This is a genomic window from Corynebacterium lubricantis DSM 45231 (assembly GCF_000379425.1).
Lineage (GTDB): Bacteria > Actinomycetota > Actinomycetes > Mycobacteriales > Mycobacteriaceae > Corynebacterium > Corynebacterium lubricantis.
Window position 1 is genome coordinate 175,672 of record NZ_KB902193.1, and the last position, 16,007, is coordinate 191,678.

14 protein-coding genes and 1 tRNA gene are annotated in these 16,007 nt (G+C 55.7%); 11 read left to right on the plus strand and 4 right to left on the minus strand.

What is annotated here, in order from left to right; genetic code table 11:
* Positions 1 to 20: 20 nt before the first annotated feature.
* On the minus strand, positions 21 to 833 hold the full coding sequence (gene wzt / locus A37O_RS0106790; RefSeq protein ID WP_018296754.1) for a galactan export ABC transporter ATP-binding subunit Wzt/RfbE: 813 nt from the start codon (positions 831 to 833) through the stop codon (positions 21 to 23).
* A 30-nt stretch (positions 834 to 863) separates the two neighbouring features.
* Positions 864 to 1,712 carry a galactan export ABC transporter permease subunit Wzm/RfbD gene (gene wzm, locus A37O_RS0106795; protein WP_018296755.1) on the minus strand — a complete coding sequence of 283 codons (849 nt, stop codon included), beginning with the start codon at positions 1,710 to 1,712 and terminating at the stop codon, positions 864 to 866.
* Between the two features lie 357 nt (positions 1,713 to 2,069).
* Between wzm and A37O_RS0106800 the strand changes: the two genes are divergently transcribed.
* Entirely contained in the window at positions 2,070 to 3,314 is a 1,245-nt protein-coding gene (locus A37O_RS0106800) for an aminotransferase class V-fold PLP-dependent enzyme (RefSeq protein WP_018296756.1), read from the plus strand.
* Between the two features lie 9 nt (positions 3,315 to 3,323).
* Here the strand turns inward: A37O_RS0106800 and A37O_RS0106805 are convergent, their stop codons facing one another.
* On the minus strand, positions 3,324 to 4,820 hold the full coding sequence (locus tag A37O_RS0106805; RefSeq protein ID WP_018296757.1) for an alanine/glycine:cation symporter family protein: 1,497 nt from the start codon (positions 4,818 to 4,820) through the stop codon (positions 3,324 to 3,326).
* A gap of 50 nt (positions 4,821 to 4,870) precedes the next feature.
* The gene (locus A37O_RS0106810; protein ID WP_018296758.1) at positions 4,871 to 5,827 is read right to left on the minus strand and encodes an NAD(P)H-quinone oxidoreductase; all 957 of its coding nucleotides are present in this window, start codon (positions 5,825 to 5,827) and stop codon (positions 4,871 to 4,873) included.
* An 86-nt stretch (positions 5,828 to 5,913) separates the two neighbouring features.
* Between A37O_RS0106810 and A37O_RS0106815 the strand changes: the two genes are divergently transcribed.
* The 10 genes from A37O_RS0106815 (at position 5,914) to efeO (ending at position 16,005) form a co-directional block, all read left to right on the plus strand.
* A tRNA-Ser gene (locus tag A37O_RS0106815) sits at positions 5,914 to 5,998 on the plus strand.
* 162 nt (positions 5,999 to 6,160) lie between these two features.
* Positions 6,161 to 7,408, plus strand: coding sequence for a tyrosine-type recombinase/integrase (locus A37O_RS0106820; protein ID WP_018296759.1), 1,248 nt, complete (start codon positions 6,161 to 6,163; stop codon positions 7,406 to 7,408).
* A gap of 3 nt (positions 7,409 to 7,411) precedes the next feature.
* The gene (locus tag A37O_RS0106825; protein WP_018296760.1) at positions 7,412 to 8,125 is read left to right on the plus strand and encodes a hypothetical protein; all 714 of its coding nucleotides are present in this window, start codon (positions 7,412 to 7,414) and stop codon (positions 8,123 to 8,125) included.
* Positions 8,126 to 8,306: 181 nt separating this feature from the next.
* Positions 8,307 to 8,495, plus strand: a complete 189-nt coding sequence (locus tag A37O_RS14870; RefSeq protein ID WP_018296761.1) for a helix-turn-helix domain-containing protein — start codon at positions 8,307 to 8,309, stop codon at positions 8,493 to 8,495.
* A gap of 586 nt (positions 8,496 to 9,081) precedes the next feature.
* Positions 9,082 to 10,440, plus strand: coding sequence for a virulence-associated E family protein (locus A37O_RS14875; protein ID WP_018296763.1), 1,359 nt, complete (start codon positions 9,082 to 9,084; stop codon positions 10,438 to 10,440).
* 427 nt (positions 10,441 to 10,867) lie between these two features.
* Positions 10,868 to 11,314, plus strand: a complete 447-nt coding sequence (locus A37O_RS0106845; RefSeq protein ID WP_018296764.1) for a sigma factor-like helix-turn-helix DNA-binding protein — start codon at positions 10,868 to 10,870, stop codon at positions 11,312 to 11,314.
* A gap of 146 nt (positions 11,315 to 11,460) precedes the next feature.
* A complete protein-coding gene (locus tag A37O_RS0106850) occupies positions 11,461 to 12,288 on the plus strand; it encodes a BglII/BstYI family type II restriction endonuclease (protein ID WP_018296765.1) in 828 nt (275 codons plus the stop codon).
* Positions 12,289 to 12,334: 46 nt separating this feature from the next.
* A complete protein-coding gene (locus A37O_RS0106855) occupies positions 12,335 to 13,210 on the plus strand; it encodes an MT-A70 family methyltransferase (protein WP_051077959.1) in 876 nt (291 codons plus the stop codon).
* Positions 13,211 to 13,762: 552 nt separating this feature from the next.
* Positions 13,763 to 14,746 (plus strand): iron uptake transporter permease EfeU, encoded by a 984-nt coding sequence (gene efeU, locus A37O_RS0106860; protein WP_211208353.1) that lies wholly within the window; start codon positions 13,763 to 13,765, stop codon positions 14,744 to 14,746.
* On the plus strand, positions 14,743 to 16,005 hold the full coding sequence (gene efeO, locus A37O_RS0106865) for an iron uptake system protein EfeO (RefSeq protein ID WP_018296768.1): 1,263 nt from the start codon (positions 14,743 to 14,745) through the stop codon (positions 16,003 to 16,005). Before efeU ends, efeO begins: the two co-directional genes overlap by 4 nt.
* Positions 16,006 to 16,007 lie beyond the last annotated feature (2 nt).

Genomic DNA, 16,007 nt, shown 5'->3' on the forward strand with positions numbered 1-16,007 from the left:
TTGCTTTGTGGCGGGAGGCATCACTGCTCGCCGGGCTCTTTCGCATCCTCGTTGTGGAAGCGTTGGATGAGACTGCGCACATTGTCTGCTGCTTCTTTGCCTTCGTAGGCTTCCACGACTTCGTCGACAAGCCCGGCTTGGCGGATTTCGCCGTGGTCAATCCACAGCCCCGTGTTGCACAGCTGGGCGAGGAAATCATTGGAGTGGGAGGCGAAGACCAGGATGCCGGAGCGCTCCACCATTTCAGCCAGGCGCACGCGCGCCTTGGCCATGAAGGCGGAGTCAACGGCGCCGATGCCCTCGTCGAGAAGCAAAATCTCGGGCTCGATGGAGGTGACTACTCCAAGGGCGAGGCGCACGCGCATGCCGGTGGAGTAGGTGCGCAGCGGCATGGAGAGGTAGTCGCCGAGCTCGGAGAACTCGGCGATTTCGTCCATCTTTTTGCGCATCTGTTTGCGCGATTGGCCGAGGAAGAGGCCGCGGATGATGATGTTTTCGTAGCCCGAGATCTCCGGGTCCATGCCCACACCCAGGTCGAAGACGGGGGCGACGCGGCCGCGAACATCGGCGACACCGCGGGTGGGCTCGTAGATGCCGGAGAGCAGGCGCAGCAGCGTCGATTTACCAGCGCCGTTATGTCCGACAAGACCGACGCGGTCGCCCTCGCGGAGGTGCAGATTAATGTCTTTGAGTGCCTCGACGACGATGGTGTTTGATTCGTTTTTGCCGATCGCGCCGCCAGCCGTGGACATCATCGCGTTCTTCAGCGAGCGTGATTTTGCGTCGAAGATGGGGAAGTCAACGCAGGCGTTATAGGTGTCAATGGAAACCATGGTGGTGTTCCTTTCTTTCTTAGACCTGACTTAAACCCAGTAAGGAACGCGGTAGCGCCATTGGCGCATGACCAGCACGGTCAGAAGCAACCCGACGACGGTGCAGCCGATGACGATCCACCAGTGATAAGCCTCAACGTGTTGGCCGATCAGTGGGGCACGGACGATTTCGAGGTAGTGGAACAGAGGGTTGATCTCGACGATCTTGGCCTGCTGCGCGACCTCGCCGCCCCGGACCTCGAGGGTGTGGGTCGTCCACACGATCGGGGTGACATAAAACAGCAGCTGCACCAGTGCCTCAAGGAGTGGGGCGACATCGCGGAAACGCGTGGCGACGATGCCGAAGAACATAGCCACCCACACACCGTTGAGGATCAGGAGTAAAAGCGCGGGGACGAACATGAGCACTTCCCAGGTCAACGGGATATCCAGCAGGATGACCATGAGGACCCAGATGATCATGTTGTGCGCCAAGAAGAGCACTTGGCGCCACACTAAGCGGTAGACGTGCACGCTGAGCGCACTCGGGAGCTGTTTGATTAGGCCTTCGTTTTCAATGAAGACGGTGGAGCCTTCTTTGATGCAGCCAGAGATGAAGCCCCAGACGATGAAGCCCACGGTGACGTGTGGGAGGAACTGCCGCCAATCGATCTGGAAGAGCAAGGAGTACAACAGGCCAAGCGCGATGGCCATCACGCCGGTGGCGATGGTGATCCACAGCGGGCCTAGCGTGGAACGCTTATAGCGCTGCTTGATGTCTTGCCAACCGAGTTGGAGCCATAGTTCGTATTGAAAGAAGCCGCGCGTAAGGTCACGAAATGCAGCACCGAAAGTCTTGGATTGCGACTTTGGTGTCTCTTCGTGCGCGTCCGAGGTCATTCGGGCTACATCGGCGCGTAGTTGGTTATTGTCCAGCACCTATCCCACCCTAGTCGGCTGCACCTCAATTCCTAATGCAGCTCGAGGTGCTTAAGGCAACCTTTTTGCGAAGCAGCGTCTAGTGGGACGTAAATGATCTCCTGATATGTATGGTGCTGGTGAGGGGCCTGGGAATTGCCTAGGAATTGCCATAGGGTTCTACTTTTTGGTGTTTGGGTGGCCCAATTGCGCTCGGTATAATGGAAGTTTCTTGGAGTGAACCATAAATAGGTAGCGCTTCGAATTAAGGGTTACCAAGCACGTGGTTAACGTGGTTGAATGGTTGGTTGATGAAGGTCCGCAAGGAAAGGGCAGGGAATGGCGTACGACGTCTTTGAAGTTCGTGGGTTGTATACCTCGCTCTCGGATGGCTGGACGTACCTCAATGCGCACGACTGCCCTCAGATCCCCGAGCGAGTTTCCGCCGCCGTGGCACGGTCGTTTCGGATGGCCACGCAAGCAGTCCACCCGGAAGTAAAAACGGGCACGCATTCCCGCAGCAGCGTGGGGCGCCCCGAAGGCGATGCTTTTGCAGCTGACGCCCGCCATGCGATCGCCGATCTGGTCGGCTCTTCTGCAAACAGGGTTGTCCTCGGGCCGAGCCTCCCAGTGCTTTATGCCGCCCTCGCTTCGGCAATGCGCCCGATGTTTCGGCACCATTCGTCGATAGTTGTGAGCTCTTTGGAAGATGCCGCGCTAACGGTCGCCTTCAAGGGTCTGAATTCGGATATCCGCTGGGCGCAGCCGGATCTTGCCACCGGTGATCTTCCGGCCTGGCAGTACGGTGAGCTCGTCGACGGTGGAACCCGCCTTGTCAGCATTCCCGCGGCTCATTCCGCACTGGGCAATGTGGTAGATGTACAGGGCATTGCCGAGCGTGCACGCGAGAAGTCCCGTGCGTGGGTGCTAGTAGATGCCACTGCCTATGCCGCGCACCGCGTGGTCGACCTCGGGGAGATGGGCAGCGATATCGTCGCTGTGGACATCGGGGCGCTGGGCGGGCCACAGGTAGCTGCATTGGTCTTTCGCGACGAGGCAATGTTTAAGCGCCTCGAGTCGCTGAACCCTGCGCTTGGAAAACAGGCAACTGGTATTGAGAAGCTCAGTCTCGATGTCGCCCCCGGATTGGCTGGTGGCGTGTCGCCGCTGGTGGAACATGTGTCGAACTTAGTTCCCGTCACCGAGCGGATGAGCCGACGCAATCGGGTTGTGCGCTCCATGACCGAGCTGGGCGATTACTTGGATAGCCTGCGCGACGATCTCTACGGATACCTCGGCGCCCTGCCGTCAGTGCACATCGTGGGTGCCTCCGGCGAGGCAGCGCAGGGGACAGCGGTCGATCGTTTGCCACGCCTGTCCTTCGGCGTGCGCGGGGTACCTGCTGAAACGGTATACCGCCGCCTCGTGGACAACGGGCTGATCACCACCGTGAGCAAGCCGTCACCGCTATTCACTGAGATGGGTGTCGACGAGATTGGCGGGGCCGTCACGGTGGCGCTCGGCCCCTTCAATACGGAAAGCGATATCGAGCACCTCACGCGTGTCGTCGCTTCTTTGGCTTAGTTTTTCGACCTAGGGCGACTCAGCCTTTCTGACCACGTCCATCGCCTCCTGATAATTCGAGGTGGCGGCGTCCTTGCCGTTCCACACAGCAATATTGCGCACGTCGGGCATCATGTCGCGGTGGAAGACGGGGTCTAGGCCTGCCTTCTTTTGAGTGGTGTAGTTCTTTAGCAGCCGCACGGCTACCGTACTCAACGGGATAATCGCGCAGAGGTTAATCAGAACCATGATGCCGGCGAAGGTGTCGCCGAGCGCCCACACCAGCGGGACAGAAGCGATTGCTCCAAAGAAGACACTCGCCAATACCAGCAGGCGAAAGACCAACATGACCACCTTGGAATCGGTGAAGTACTGGATATTGGCCTGGGCCAAGTAGTAGTTGCCCAGCACCGAGGAAAACGCCAGGAAGAACATCACGGCGGTAATGAAATGAATGCCCCAGTCACCGACGACGGCCGCCAGCGCGGACTGTGTCAGCGAAGACGACTGGATGTCTCCGGTGGCGTAGTCAACACCAGAGAGCAAGATAATAAACGCGGTAATGCTGCAGACAAGCAAGGTGTCGAAGTAGACGCCGAGGGTCTGGACCAAGCCCTGCTTCACCGGGTGGGAGACGGTCGCGGTCGCAGCGGCGTTGGGGACAGAACCCTCGCCAGCCTCGTTGGAAAACAGGCCACGGCGCATGCCGTTCATGAACGCGAGCCAGAAAGCGCCCCAGACAGTAGCGGTAGCAACGGGGCGGAAGCCGAAGGCACCAGCGATGATGTCAGTGATCATGGCTGGGACCTGGTTGAAGTTGATCACGATGACCAGCACACCGACGATGACGTAAGCGCCGGCCATGAAAGGAACCAACCACTGGGTCACGCTGGCGATGCGCTGCACGCCGCCGAAGATGACCAGCGCGGAAAGCACTGCCATGCCGAGGCCAACAAGCGCCTTCGCGGTGGTGGATGGGGTGCCCAGGGAAACGGTGATCGCCTCAACGACTGCGTTGGACTGCAGCGCGTTGTAGACAAAACCGAAGGTGATTGTGATGGCCACGCCGAAGATGACGGCCAGCCAGCGAGCGTTGAGGCCAAGGGTCATGTAGTACGCGGGTCCACCACGGTAGCTGTCGCCGTCCTTGACCTTCCACAGCTGCGCCAGGGTCGACTCAACGAACGACGTCGCGCCACCGACGAGGGCGATGATCCACATCCAGAACACCGCGCCGGGCCCGCCCAGGGTGATGGCGAGCGCGACACCTGCAACATTGGCGGTGCCCACGCGTGAAGCCGCGGAAATCGTGAATGCCTTGAACGCGGAGATGTCTTGCTTATCGGCGTATTCGCCGTCCTTCGCTGGCTTTTCGACGACTGCCTTGAACATCTCCGGAATCATCCGGATTTGAACAAGCATCGTCTTGCCGCCGAAGTAGAGTCCGGCGGCAACAAGGAGGAAGGGTAAGACCATCCACAGGTTGTCATTGACAACGTTGGTGACGAAGTTTTCCACAGATTCCATGCCGAAAATGTTACTTCAGTCACATCAACTTCGTGTAATTGTTTGGGTTTTTACACCTCAAGCACGAGTTTGCCCTTCACAGCGCCGGTCTCAAGCAGTTCGTGCGCCGTTGCTGCTTCGGCCAACGGAAGCGTGCGATCAATCGTCGTTAAGATCTTTCCGCTTTCAATCAGCGGCCACACATTCTCCACCGTCGAGCGACAAATCTCGGCCTTCTGATCGAGCGGGCGCGCGCGCAGCGTGGTCGCGTGCACCGACTGGCGCCGCGGCATCATGCGCCCCAGTGGCAACGTGCCCTTCGCACCGCCCTGCACCGCGATGACGATCAGCTTGCCGTCCATTGCCAGACACCGCACGTTGTCCTCGAGGTATGGTCCGCCAATAATGTCCAGGATGGCATTGCATGAGCCCTTGAGCTTATCGACGAACGACTCTTCCTTGTAGTTAATGAGAATGTCCGCGCCGAGCTCTTTACAATGATCGAGCTTTTCCTGCGAGCCCGCCGTGACGGCTACTTCTACGCCCAGCGCCTTGCACATCTGGATGGCAAAGGAGCCGATGCCGCCGCCTCCGCCGTGGATGAGCACGCGCTGGCCTTCCTTGATGCCGGCGAGCATACCCAGGTTTGACCAGACAGTAGCGGCGACCTCCACAATCGAGGCCGTATCCGTGAGACTGAAGCCCTGTGGGACTCGCATGAGCTGACCCACTGGTACGGCGACATATTCGGCGTAGCCGCCACCCGCCAGCAGGCAACCGACTTCCTCGCCTACCTCGCGGTCGGTGTCACCCGCGTCGACGATGGTTCCGGCGCATTCGAGGCCGATGATCTCTGACGCGCCCTGCGGGGCAGGGTAGTTGCCCTTGGCCTGGACAAGGTCTGCGTGATTGACGCCGGCCGCGGCTACTTTGACGAGCACCTCGCCTGGTTGAAGTTGCGGGGTCTCGGTTTCCTGCAGCTCAAGCGCGCGGGGGTTTTCTGGGTCGGTCTGAATGATTGCTTTCATAGTACCCAGGGTAGAGGAACTTAAAGGGCCATACGCTATACTTTTCTCCAGTCTCCGGAGAGGCCTTGAAGGCGTTCTCCGGTGATGGAGACGTGGCAGAGCGGCCGAATGCACTGGTCTTGAAAACCAGCGAGGGTTAAACCTCCGCGGGTTCAAATCCCGCCGTCTCCGCAATCACTAAAACCGCTGGTCGTGATTGACCGGCGGTTTTTCTTATTTATGCAGGTAGGGGTCTGAGTGCTATATGGACGGGGGCGGACAGGAAATGACAAGAAGTAACATGGGTAAGGGAAAGTTAAGGGAAAGAGAAAAGGCACCGGGGAGACAATCGCAATGGCTAAGCGCTCACGTCGATCATGGGGGAAAGTAGCAAAGAAGGGAAAACGGTATTACGCGGAATACACCGGTCCTGACGGCGCACGTCACACGCCGGGCAAGTCATTCCCCTCGAAATTAGATGCTGATGGTTGGCTGAGCGCTGAGAAGCGATTAATCGACCTCGATGCTTGGACTCCCCCGGTACAGCGCGGGCAACAAGAGCGGGCGGACTTGCTCACGGTGGGGGAATGGCTTGATAAGTTCCATGACCTCCTTGAAACGGGGGCTAAGCCCTTAAAGCCGACAACAGTACAGAATTACCGTGACGTGACCCGTAAGAGAATTACCGCGCCTATCTCGCCGGGAGACGCGGACCCTGACGTGACGTTCCTTTACTCGATGCGCTTAACCACTGTTACCAAGAACGATATTTATCGATGGTGGGATGCGGTGCAACGCAATTACGACACTCCACCGACAAATCAGCAGGCCTATAAACGCTTGAAGGCCGCGTATGCTGAAGCGGCCCGGCGCGAGATGATTTTAGTTAATCCGGTGGAAATTAAGAAGGCTGCGGCAAAGATTAAGCCCGATGAAAAGTATTTGCCAAGTGATGAAGAATTAGCCAAGATTCTTCATGGTATGAATGACCGATACAAGGCCGTCACCTCGTTAATTTTTCATCATGGGTTACGCATTGGGGAAGCAATAGCCCTGGAAGTGAGGCATGTTCATGTCGAATACCTACCTGTGCCTTACATGCCAAGGGTCACTGTGACGATTGAGCAGGACTTGGCTAGGTTAACTCCTAAGGGTGAGAAAACATACATGCTTTTGCAGCCTCCAAAGACTGAGGCGGGCAATAGGGAAGTGCCGACTATGCCGACTGACGTACCCTACTTTTTAAATCACATTGCGCGCTACGTAAATGGGCAAACAACAACGGTGCGAACAGTGGATGGGGTAAAGGAAGTTGAATTATTTACTACTACATCTCAGGGCCGGGTTTTGATGGATACTTCATACCGTTCCGTGCTTGACCGTGTGAAACGCGCCGTGGGTGTGAGTGCTGAAATTGACCCGCATACCGGCAGGAACTTCATCATTACCATGCTCGCCGAACAGGGGGCAACACTGAAGGAAATTGGCACGTTGCTGGGGCAGGCGGACGTATCGGTGATTTTGGAAACGTACCTCAAAGTTCGGGGCGGGCGGACAACCACACTGATGGATAGGGTTAGCCAATCGCTTGGAAAGGTATAGAGAATGAGTGGGAGTCTTGCCGGGCTACCTGTAGTAGATGTTCGGGTCGTGCTGGAAAATGAAGGTACATTGTGGGGCGAACTCAATGACCGTGAGCAACAGGAAGCACTTGTGCGTGTCTGGGATACGCACGCCCTGGACGGTGAAGGCGTGATAGACCTCGCTGGTCTTGGCTGGGAGGCTGAGGGGGCACCACTTACGACGTTTAAGTGGATACGCGTGACCCGTGTAGGCAAGAGAGGTACGCGGATTATGGCCACGTTCTACGTACTGGAGAAGGCCGGGGAACTGTACGACGTGTATTTAGGCGTTCCTAGGAAGAAGGCGCGACCTAACCCGTTCGTGGACGGTACGCGCCCCCTGAGGCTTAATGAAGGCCGAAAATGGGGCGATAAGGAAGGCAAACAACGTGAAGCCCTATTCGGTGACCCTGAGGGATGGGAGAAGGATTATCGCCGTGAGGTCAACCGTGACCCGTTGGCCATGTCTAAGCAATTGGCGAACAGAGGTGAGAGCCACCGCAATGATGAAGTTGTGGCAGTGCGGGACCCGTATAGCAGGGCATGGCAAGTGAGGTTTAACACCGGCAAGAACTCGTTCATGATTAGCGGAATGAAGTTAGGGCCTTACCTTTACCGGGCAAGACTTACAGGTGAGCATGAGTTACCTTATGCCGTTTTGCAACGCGCTATCCATGGTGGCCACAAGCACCGTTGAGGGCCGGGGGTGGCCAGCATAGGCCGTTTAGTGATAACGTGGTTGCACCGTAGCAATACGGGAATGGAAGGATATTTGACCTCCCCTACTTACGATTAGTGTCGTTCGTGGTTGTACTTAACCTGGTCCTTACGTGCCGGGCATGTTTTCATGCCTGAACGAAATGGAAGGTTACGCCACAATGGCTACCCATGATCCTTATATCAACGGCACTAAGGCAGCCGACTACGCAGGTTGCAGTGCGCGCACACTCCGTAGGCGTGTAGCGGAAGGCAAACTTACTGCCTATCGTTCCGGTCGTATTGTGCGTTATAAGAAGTCTGACCTCGACGCTATGTTTACCCGCACCGATACGTGGGCGGTGAACTAATGGCCATGGAACTGCAAAACCCCGCGCCGGGGGACGCGGGGAATCGCAATAAACACCGGGTGAGTGTCACCGCTGACTCTAACATCACATTAGACGATACGCAGGCTCAAACTGAGCGCGCACTTTTGCATGGACTCCTAACATCACCGGTTCGTCTCGTAATTGGACTGGCTGACGCATACCTCCAACCTCGCGACTTTCTGGACGAACAGGCCCGCACCGTTTATCGCGCCATTCTTGCTGAGGCAAACGAGATAGCGGAAGCAGGGGAGACAGATAAAACGGTTAACCCTACCCGCGTAGTCAATGCGCTGCGGGCACAAGGGGAATACACAGGCACCGTGCCTAGGCTAATGGTCAATGTAAGCGCCACAGGGATACCAGCGCCCGCATGGGCAACAACTGAGCGCCTAGCCCGTGACCTCGTTGGGCAACGCCTGAGACACGCCCTGGAGGCGGTTGGCATCACGTTACAAGCGGCCTCACACGGTTCACACGCCGATATTCGCCTAGCCCTCCAGCACGCGCGCCACCTTGAATCGTTAGCGAAGCGTGCCGGGGTGATTGAGGAAACAGGTGAGGTGAAATGAATGCCGACACCTGGACTAATCAACTCGACCAGAATGAAACAACTGGAAAGTATTACAAGACAGGTAGGAACTTCACCACCGTTGCCTTGCATGACCCGTGCTTGCAGGGAATCGTGTTCAACGAGTTTGAAAACACCTTGTGGAAGAACGGCGTGTCTCAACTCCCGTGGCATACCAGCATAGGGGAATGGACCGACACAGATATGGGTCAATTAACCGCGTACATGGAAAGCATACTTGGTTCGTATAACGACAAGAAGGCCTTCACCGCGATTGATTATGCAGCGCGACAACGCCCGTACCACCCCGTGAAAGATTACCTAGAATCGTTGCCCGCATGGGATAAGGTGCCAAGGCTCGACACTTTGCTTGTGGAATATCTTGGGGCCTCGGACACTAAATATGTCCGTGCCGTGACCCGCAAAACGCTTGTTGCAGCCGTAGCGCGTGTTTACCAACCTGGAAAGAAGTTTGATTACGTGCTGACGCTCGTAGGGCCTCAGGGACTAGGGAAATCGACCTTGTTTTCTTGCCTTGCCGGTAGATGGTTTTCTGACTCACTGACGCTGAAAGACATGAAGGACAAGACCGGGCCTGAAAAGTTGCAGGGGTCGTGGATTATCGAACTTGCTGAACTCGCTGGAATGCGAAAAACAGAAGTGGAAGAGGTTAAAAGTTTCATCACCGCCACCTCGGACAAGTACCGGCCCGCTTATGCACGCAATACCGTCACTATTGCACGTCAACAGGTCCTCGTGGCCACGACGAACGCTGAAGATGGGTTTTTGAGGGACGTTACGGGTAATCGCCGGTTTTGGCCTGTACATGTTGCAGGGGGCACTTCAGTGGGACCGACAGACCTTACACCGGACGTTGTGGCACAAGTATGGGCTGAAGCCTTGCACTACTACGTAGACGGGGAACCTTTGTACTTGTCTAGGTGCCTGGAGTTCGTGGCAAGTGAAGCACAAAAGCAATCAATGGAACACGACGATAGACAAGGAATGGTGGAAACGTACCTGGACACACTTTTGCCTGACGGGTGGGAGGATATGGACCGTGTGTCTCGGGTTCAATGGCTTGGGAAATCGCCGAGAGATAGAGCGGGGGTTTACCTACCGGGTAAGCACCGTAGAACCACCGTATCGAACATGGAGATATGGGCTGAATGTTTTGGCAATCTTCCCTCAGAAATGAAGCCGCAAAGAGACGCGCCAGAAATCAAGAAAATCATGTCTCAGATTGACGGGTGGGGCGCGCGTCAAGGTACTGCCCGTGTGGGGCCTTATGGGAAGCCGTACGGGAAGCAGCGCCTATACAGCCGTGGGGAGGTGGAAAAGGTGGCAACTACCTAAACCGGGTAGGCAACGAGAATTAGGCTCGTTGCCGACGTGTTGCCTACCTTGTTGTCCCTTGTATGTACTGGTTAAACCATGTAAATCACCGATTAGCAACAAGGCAACAAGATATTGAATAGAAGAGCACAGGAAAGTGGGGAGGCATAGAGGTGCATAAGCGTATGTAGGGTTACAGACTTTTGAGACATACCTTGTTGCCCGATCAGAACACGCGTAGTTTTCACCCATGACCTGTGTAGATACATTGCAACAAGGTTGGGTAGCGGCCTTGTTGCTTATTGCAAAATGTCTAAATCCAACCAAAAATGGAAGGAAGAAATGTTTGACACTAAGAAGATTGACGTAAACCGGCCCGCCTCCCACCCCGCAAACCAGTAAACCCGTTTTTCATCGAATACAGGAACCCCGAAAATACCGGGGAGAAATGGAACTAGTTATCATGAATGCCATTACGGAACTTGCCTTGCAGCACCGCAAAAAGACGGCCTTGCAGTTACGTCTTGAAGGTATGACATATACCGACATTGCCGAAAGCATGAGCATGAGCGTGAGCACAGTTCATGGCTACGTCAAAGACTCAATAAGCGCTATTACGAAAGAAGATGCTGAGGCCCTACGTGATGTTGAAGTGGCCCGCCTTGATGCTCTCCAACACGCAGTTTGGGATAGAGCGCTAGACGGCGAACTAAAGGCCGTGGACACTGCCTTAAAAATTATCGACCGCCGTATTCGACTCCTAGGCCTTGATATGCCTCAACAGGTTGCTATGGGCCCGAACGACGTTGATCTCGATGCGACGGTGGAGAAATTGCGTACTGAGTTTCTAAGAATTGAACAGGCAGCGTGGGAGAATAACATCCTAGACGGGTAGCCACTACTAATTGTTACTTCACGTTGAAACTCACCCCCGCTATGGGTGTGTAAGCCTAGGTGAGACACTTGCGCGCGTGTTGTGTCGTGATTGGCTCGTTTTGTCGTACAAACTGAAGATTTGACACTACTGAAAGGGAGGCACGCGTGCTGGTAACTAGAAGTTACGAAAACGATGAAGTTGTACCAGAGCACATTAGAACTAAATACGATTGGCTGGAGACAAATAATGCCGCTGCGATTTTGCAGGCCACGTCCCCAGAAGAGTATGCAGATTTAATGGCGGTGCTTGAAACCTTTGAGTTAGTGCCTAATCAGTGGATGGTTAAGGGAGGAAACCGTGGCGAAATTCCTGACATCTTAGACGGGCTTTTTAGAACTAGAGGTTGGAAAGAAACACGTATTGATACAGAAGTAAAGGGCTACCTGTATACAAACTTTGTAAAGCGTGGCGGGAACTATGACCCGCAGGACGTCACTGAAGTTGAGTCTGTTTACAGCGAAGGCTTTCGCGTGGACAACCACAAGGGCCGCGTAATCGTAGACGTGGAATGGAACGCGAAGGACGGAAACCTCGACCGCGACCTTGCTGCATACCGTTCGTGGCATGAATTAGGGCTTATAAATGGGGCCGCGATTATTACTAAGTCACGTGCTGAATTGCTGGAACTGGCCCGAAGGCTCTATGTTCGTTACCAACGTCGGTTACCTGAAGAAAAGCGGCATGCGAAGTTCAATCCATCGTTGCCTGATGAGGCTCAACTTAAGAAATTCAAACTGCCAATTGACCTCACAACTTCAACTGTTACAGCCTTTGATAAAGCCGAGATTAGGGTAAAACGCCAAGGCGCAGGGACTTGTCCTATTCTCATTGTTGGAGTGGGGCCGGGTGCATGGAGTGGGGATGAGTTCACCGGCGATGATGAAAGACCACAACACGTTAGCCCCGATGGGTGGATCAGTACCGTAGATTGACCAGCGAATAGATCTAATTAAAGATCTATTGTGGTAGCCTGTGCGCATGAGTAATAAGCGAACTAAGGCTGAGCCATTGCGCCCTGACCTTGAACCAGCGCCGTTGCCTGAAGTGGTGGGCGGGTTCTCGACTGTTTTAGCGGACCCGCCTTGGAGGTTCCAGAACCGCACAGGGAAAGTTGCCCCTGAACACCGTCGATTAGATCGTTATTCAACGATGACCCTGGAAGATATAAAAAGCATTCCAGTCAACGACGTAACGGCAAATAATGCTCATTTGTATTTGTGGGTACCTAACGCCCTTTTGCCAGAAGGCATACAGGTGATGGAGGCCTGGGGCTTTCGCTATGTCTCGAACATTGTATGGGCCAAACGTCGTAAAGACGGTGGACCAGATGGGCGTGGAGTTGGTTTTTACTTCCGTAACGTCACAGAGTTAATTCTTTTTGGAGTTAAGGGAAGTATGCGCACCCTCCCACCCGCGCGTAGCCAAGTCAACATGATTGAAACTCGTAAACGAGAGCATTCTCGCAAGCCCGATGAACAGTATGACCTGATTGAAGCGTGTTCCCCCGGCCCCTATTTAGAAATGTTTGCGCGGTACCCGCGTGACGGTTGGACTGTGTGGGGAGATGAATCAGATTCTGAACTGAAGCCGCGCGGTGTAGTGCATAAAGGCTACGGCGGGGGCGAGATTGATTCGTCGCAAATGAAACTGGCAATGCCTGACGCAGGTGTTCGGGTAAGCGCTGAATCACGCGCTGCGACCGCTCGTGCATTGCGAGACGAGTATGAAAACGGTAGTTCGTTGCGAGATTTAGCAGCAGACTATGGCTATAGCCTCCAAAAGGTTCGCACACTACTTGAAGAGGCCGGGGCTGAGTTTCGACGGCGTGGACGTAGCCCCAAAATGGCCGAATAATCCAAAGGCCAAAATGTAGCCCGGCGCGTGGGGCGCGGGGGTGAGCGTGACTTTTAAGGGAAAGTTAAGGGAATGACGATAGATTAATGGGATAAAAATAGTACCTGAAATGGCATTATACCCTAATTTGGTTCCATACCCGCCGTCTCCGCAGGTGAAGTCTCGCGATATCGTTCCGGTTTCCGGCGGTGTCGCGAGATTTTTTTATTTGAATCTTCAAAGAGGTGCACTTTGCTAGATATCACCATTATCTGACCTGGGGTTTTGATTTTCGCAGTGCGTTAGGTCCGGGTAGGGCGGACCTAACGCACGACGAAATACAAAAGCCCAGGTCGCTGTAAATAAAGTCGTGCAAAGTGCACCTCATGGGGCACGACCAAGGAAATTTTACCGCGGTTAAGCCGGGAAATGTGTGACTCATACCACTCTGGGTGTCCCATGAAAAGAGTTTAGGCGAGTGATATTTAGCATAGCCTCACTTAGGTAAGGCTATGCTAACTTCTAAAACGTTATTTGGCGGGGAATACCGTTTTAAAAGGAGAACAGCTCTTGTTGGTCGCAACATTTATCATTGGCCTGCGCGAAGGCCTCGAGATGTCGCTCGTCATCGGCATCTTGCTCGCGCACCTGCGGCGCACGGGACGAAGTTACGCCGCGCCCAAAATTTGGTGGGGTGTGGGCTCAGCTGTCGTGGTGTCTTTCATCGCCGGCGCCATTCTCACGTTCGGCCGCTACTCCTTGTCCTTCAAGGCGCAAGAGATCATCGGCGGAACAATGTCCATCCTGGCCGTCGTGATGATCACCAGCATGGTGTTTTGGATGATGTCCCACGGTGCCACGCTCCAGCGTGACCTCGAAGAGTCAGTGGATAAATCAGTCGCGAAGACCGCTACTACCGCCGCTGGCTGGGGGATCTTCTGGTTGGCCTTCGTCACCGTTGCCCGCGAGGGTCTGGAAACCACGATCATCATCTTGAGTTGGTCCTCGGCTGCGCAAGCCTTCATCGGCGCGATCCTGGGTATCCTCATCGCCGCAGTCCTCGGCGTGTTGCTGAACCGGGGCATGGTGCGGATCAACCTGTCGGTCTTTTTCATGTGGACGGGTGGCCTGCTCATCATTCTCGCCGCGGGCATCCTCGCCTACGGTATTCACGACCTCCAAGAAGCAGCCGTCCTTCCGGGCCCATTCTCAGGTGCGCCGATCACCCCAACCGACCCGCTGACGGGGGCCGTGCTTGTTGGCTTCGCTAGCTCACCGTTCTGGTTGGCGGCCTACCCCTTCGGTTGGGCGTGGGATCTTTCGTCGTCAATTGCTCCCGATGGCTTCTTCGCAGCTCTGGCAAAGGGCACTGTCGGGTGGACACCGCAGATGACCTGGCTCGAGGTGACCATCTGGTTCCTCTTCATCACTGTTGCTTTGACTGCATTCCTATTCAAAGTGCGTGCTCAACTCAAAGAACGCCGAGCCGTACCGGCGAAGAAGCCGGTGCCAGTATCGACTAACACCATCGTGAAAATTAAGGAGCTCCAAGCATGAAAACGTCCCGACTCATCTTCTCTGTCCCCGTGCTCGGAGCACTCGCGCTGACCGGTTGCGTGGCCAACTCTCCGTCGGATAGCGCGAACGCGGCCAACAACATCACTATCAACTCCACAGATTCCGAATGCGCCGTCTCTCAAGCACGGGCAGAGGCGGGCAATATCACCTTCCAGATCACCAATGGCGGCCCGCGGACCACGGAGTTTTATGTGCTCGGAGCCGACGGGGTGCGCATCGTCGCTGAGCGAGAAAATATCGCGCCGGGCCAAACCGCCCCGCTGACGGTGTCATTGCAGGAAGGCGACTACTTCACCGCATGCAAACCCGGCATGACCGGTGCGAACGTCGGCGAAGCTTCCTTCACAGTGGCGGGCGGCGCTGCGCAGGCCGAGGGCGCCGATACTGCCCAGTCAGATCAGGTCACCACCGCCTACATGGACTTCGTGAAAACTGAGGTCGAGGCGCTGCAACCCATGGTGAACGATTTCGCCCAGGCGTATATGCAAGGCGACGACGACACCGCCCGCGACCTCTACGCCGACGCCCGCGTGCACTACGAGCGCATCGAGCCCGTCGCCGAGGCACTCGGTGTCCTTGACCCGCGGATCGACTATCGCGAAATTGATTACCGCGCCGAGGCCCCATTGCTTGAGCAGGATAGCCCCACGTTCACCCAGTGGCTGGGTTTCCACCGCATGGAGAAGGACCTCTGGGTTCCCGCGCAAGACCAGCTGCAGCCCGACGGCACGAAGGCGTGGGACGGCTGGGAGCCTTCCATACCTGAGCAGCGCCAGGTCATCGGCCAGACACTCATCGACGATGTCGCTTTGTTGCGCGACGAAGTCAACGATCCTAGCTTCGCGACGAACCACCAGCTCTCCTTGGCCAGCATCTCCAACGGTGCGTCTGCCTTGCTAGAAGAAGTGGCCGTGACGAAAGCCACCGGTGAGGAAAACTGGTGGAGCCACCGCGACCTGTGGGATATCCAGGCCAACGTCGAGGGCAGCCGCAAGGCCTTTGAACTCGTCGCCCCCATCGCGGAGTCTAAGGGTGCGGAGGCCACAGCCGAGATGGAGCAGATTCGCTCCGAATTTGATGCCACCCAGGCGCTTTTGGATAAGTACGGCAACCTGCAGGATGGGTTTGTCACCTATGACCAGATCACCGACAGCCAGCGACATGAGCTGATGGCGCAGATCGATGCCCTGCGCGAACCCGCCTCGAAGCTGACGAATGCGGTCCTGGCGGAAGGATAGTG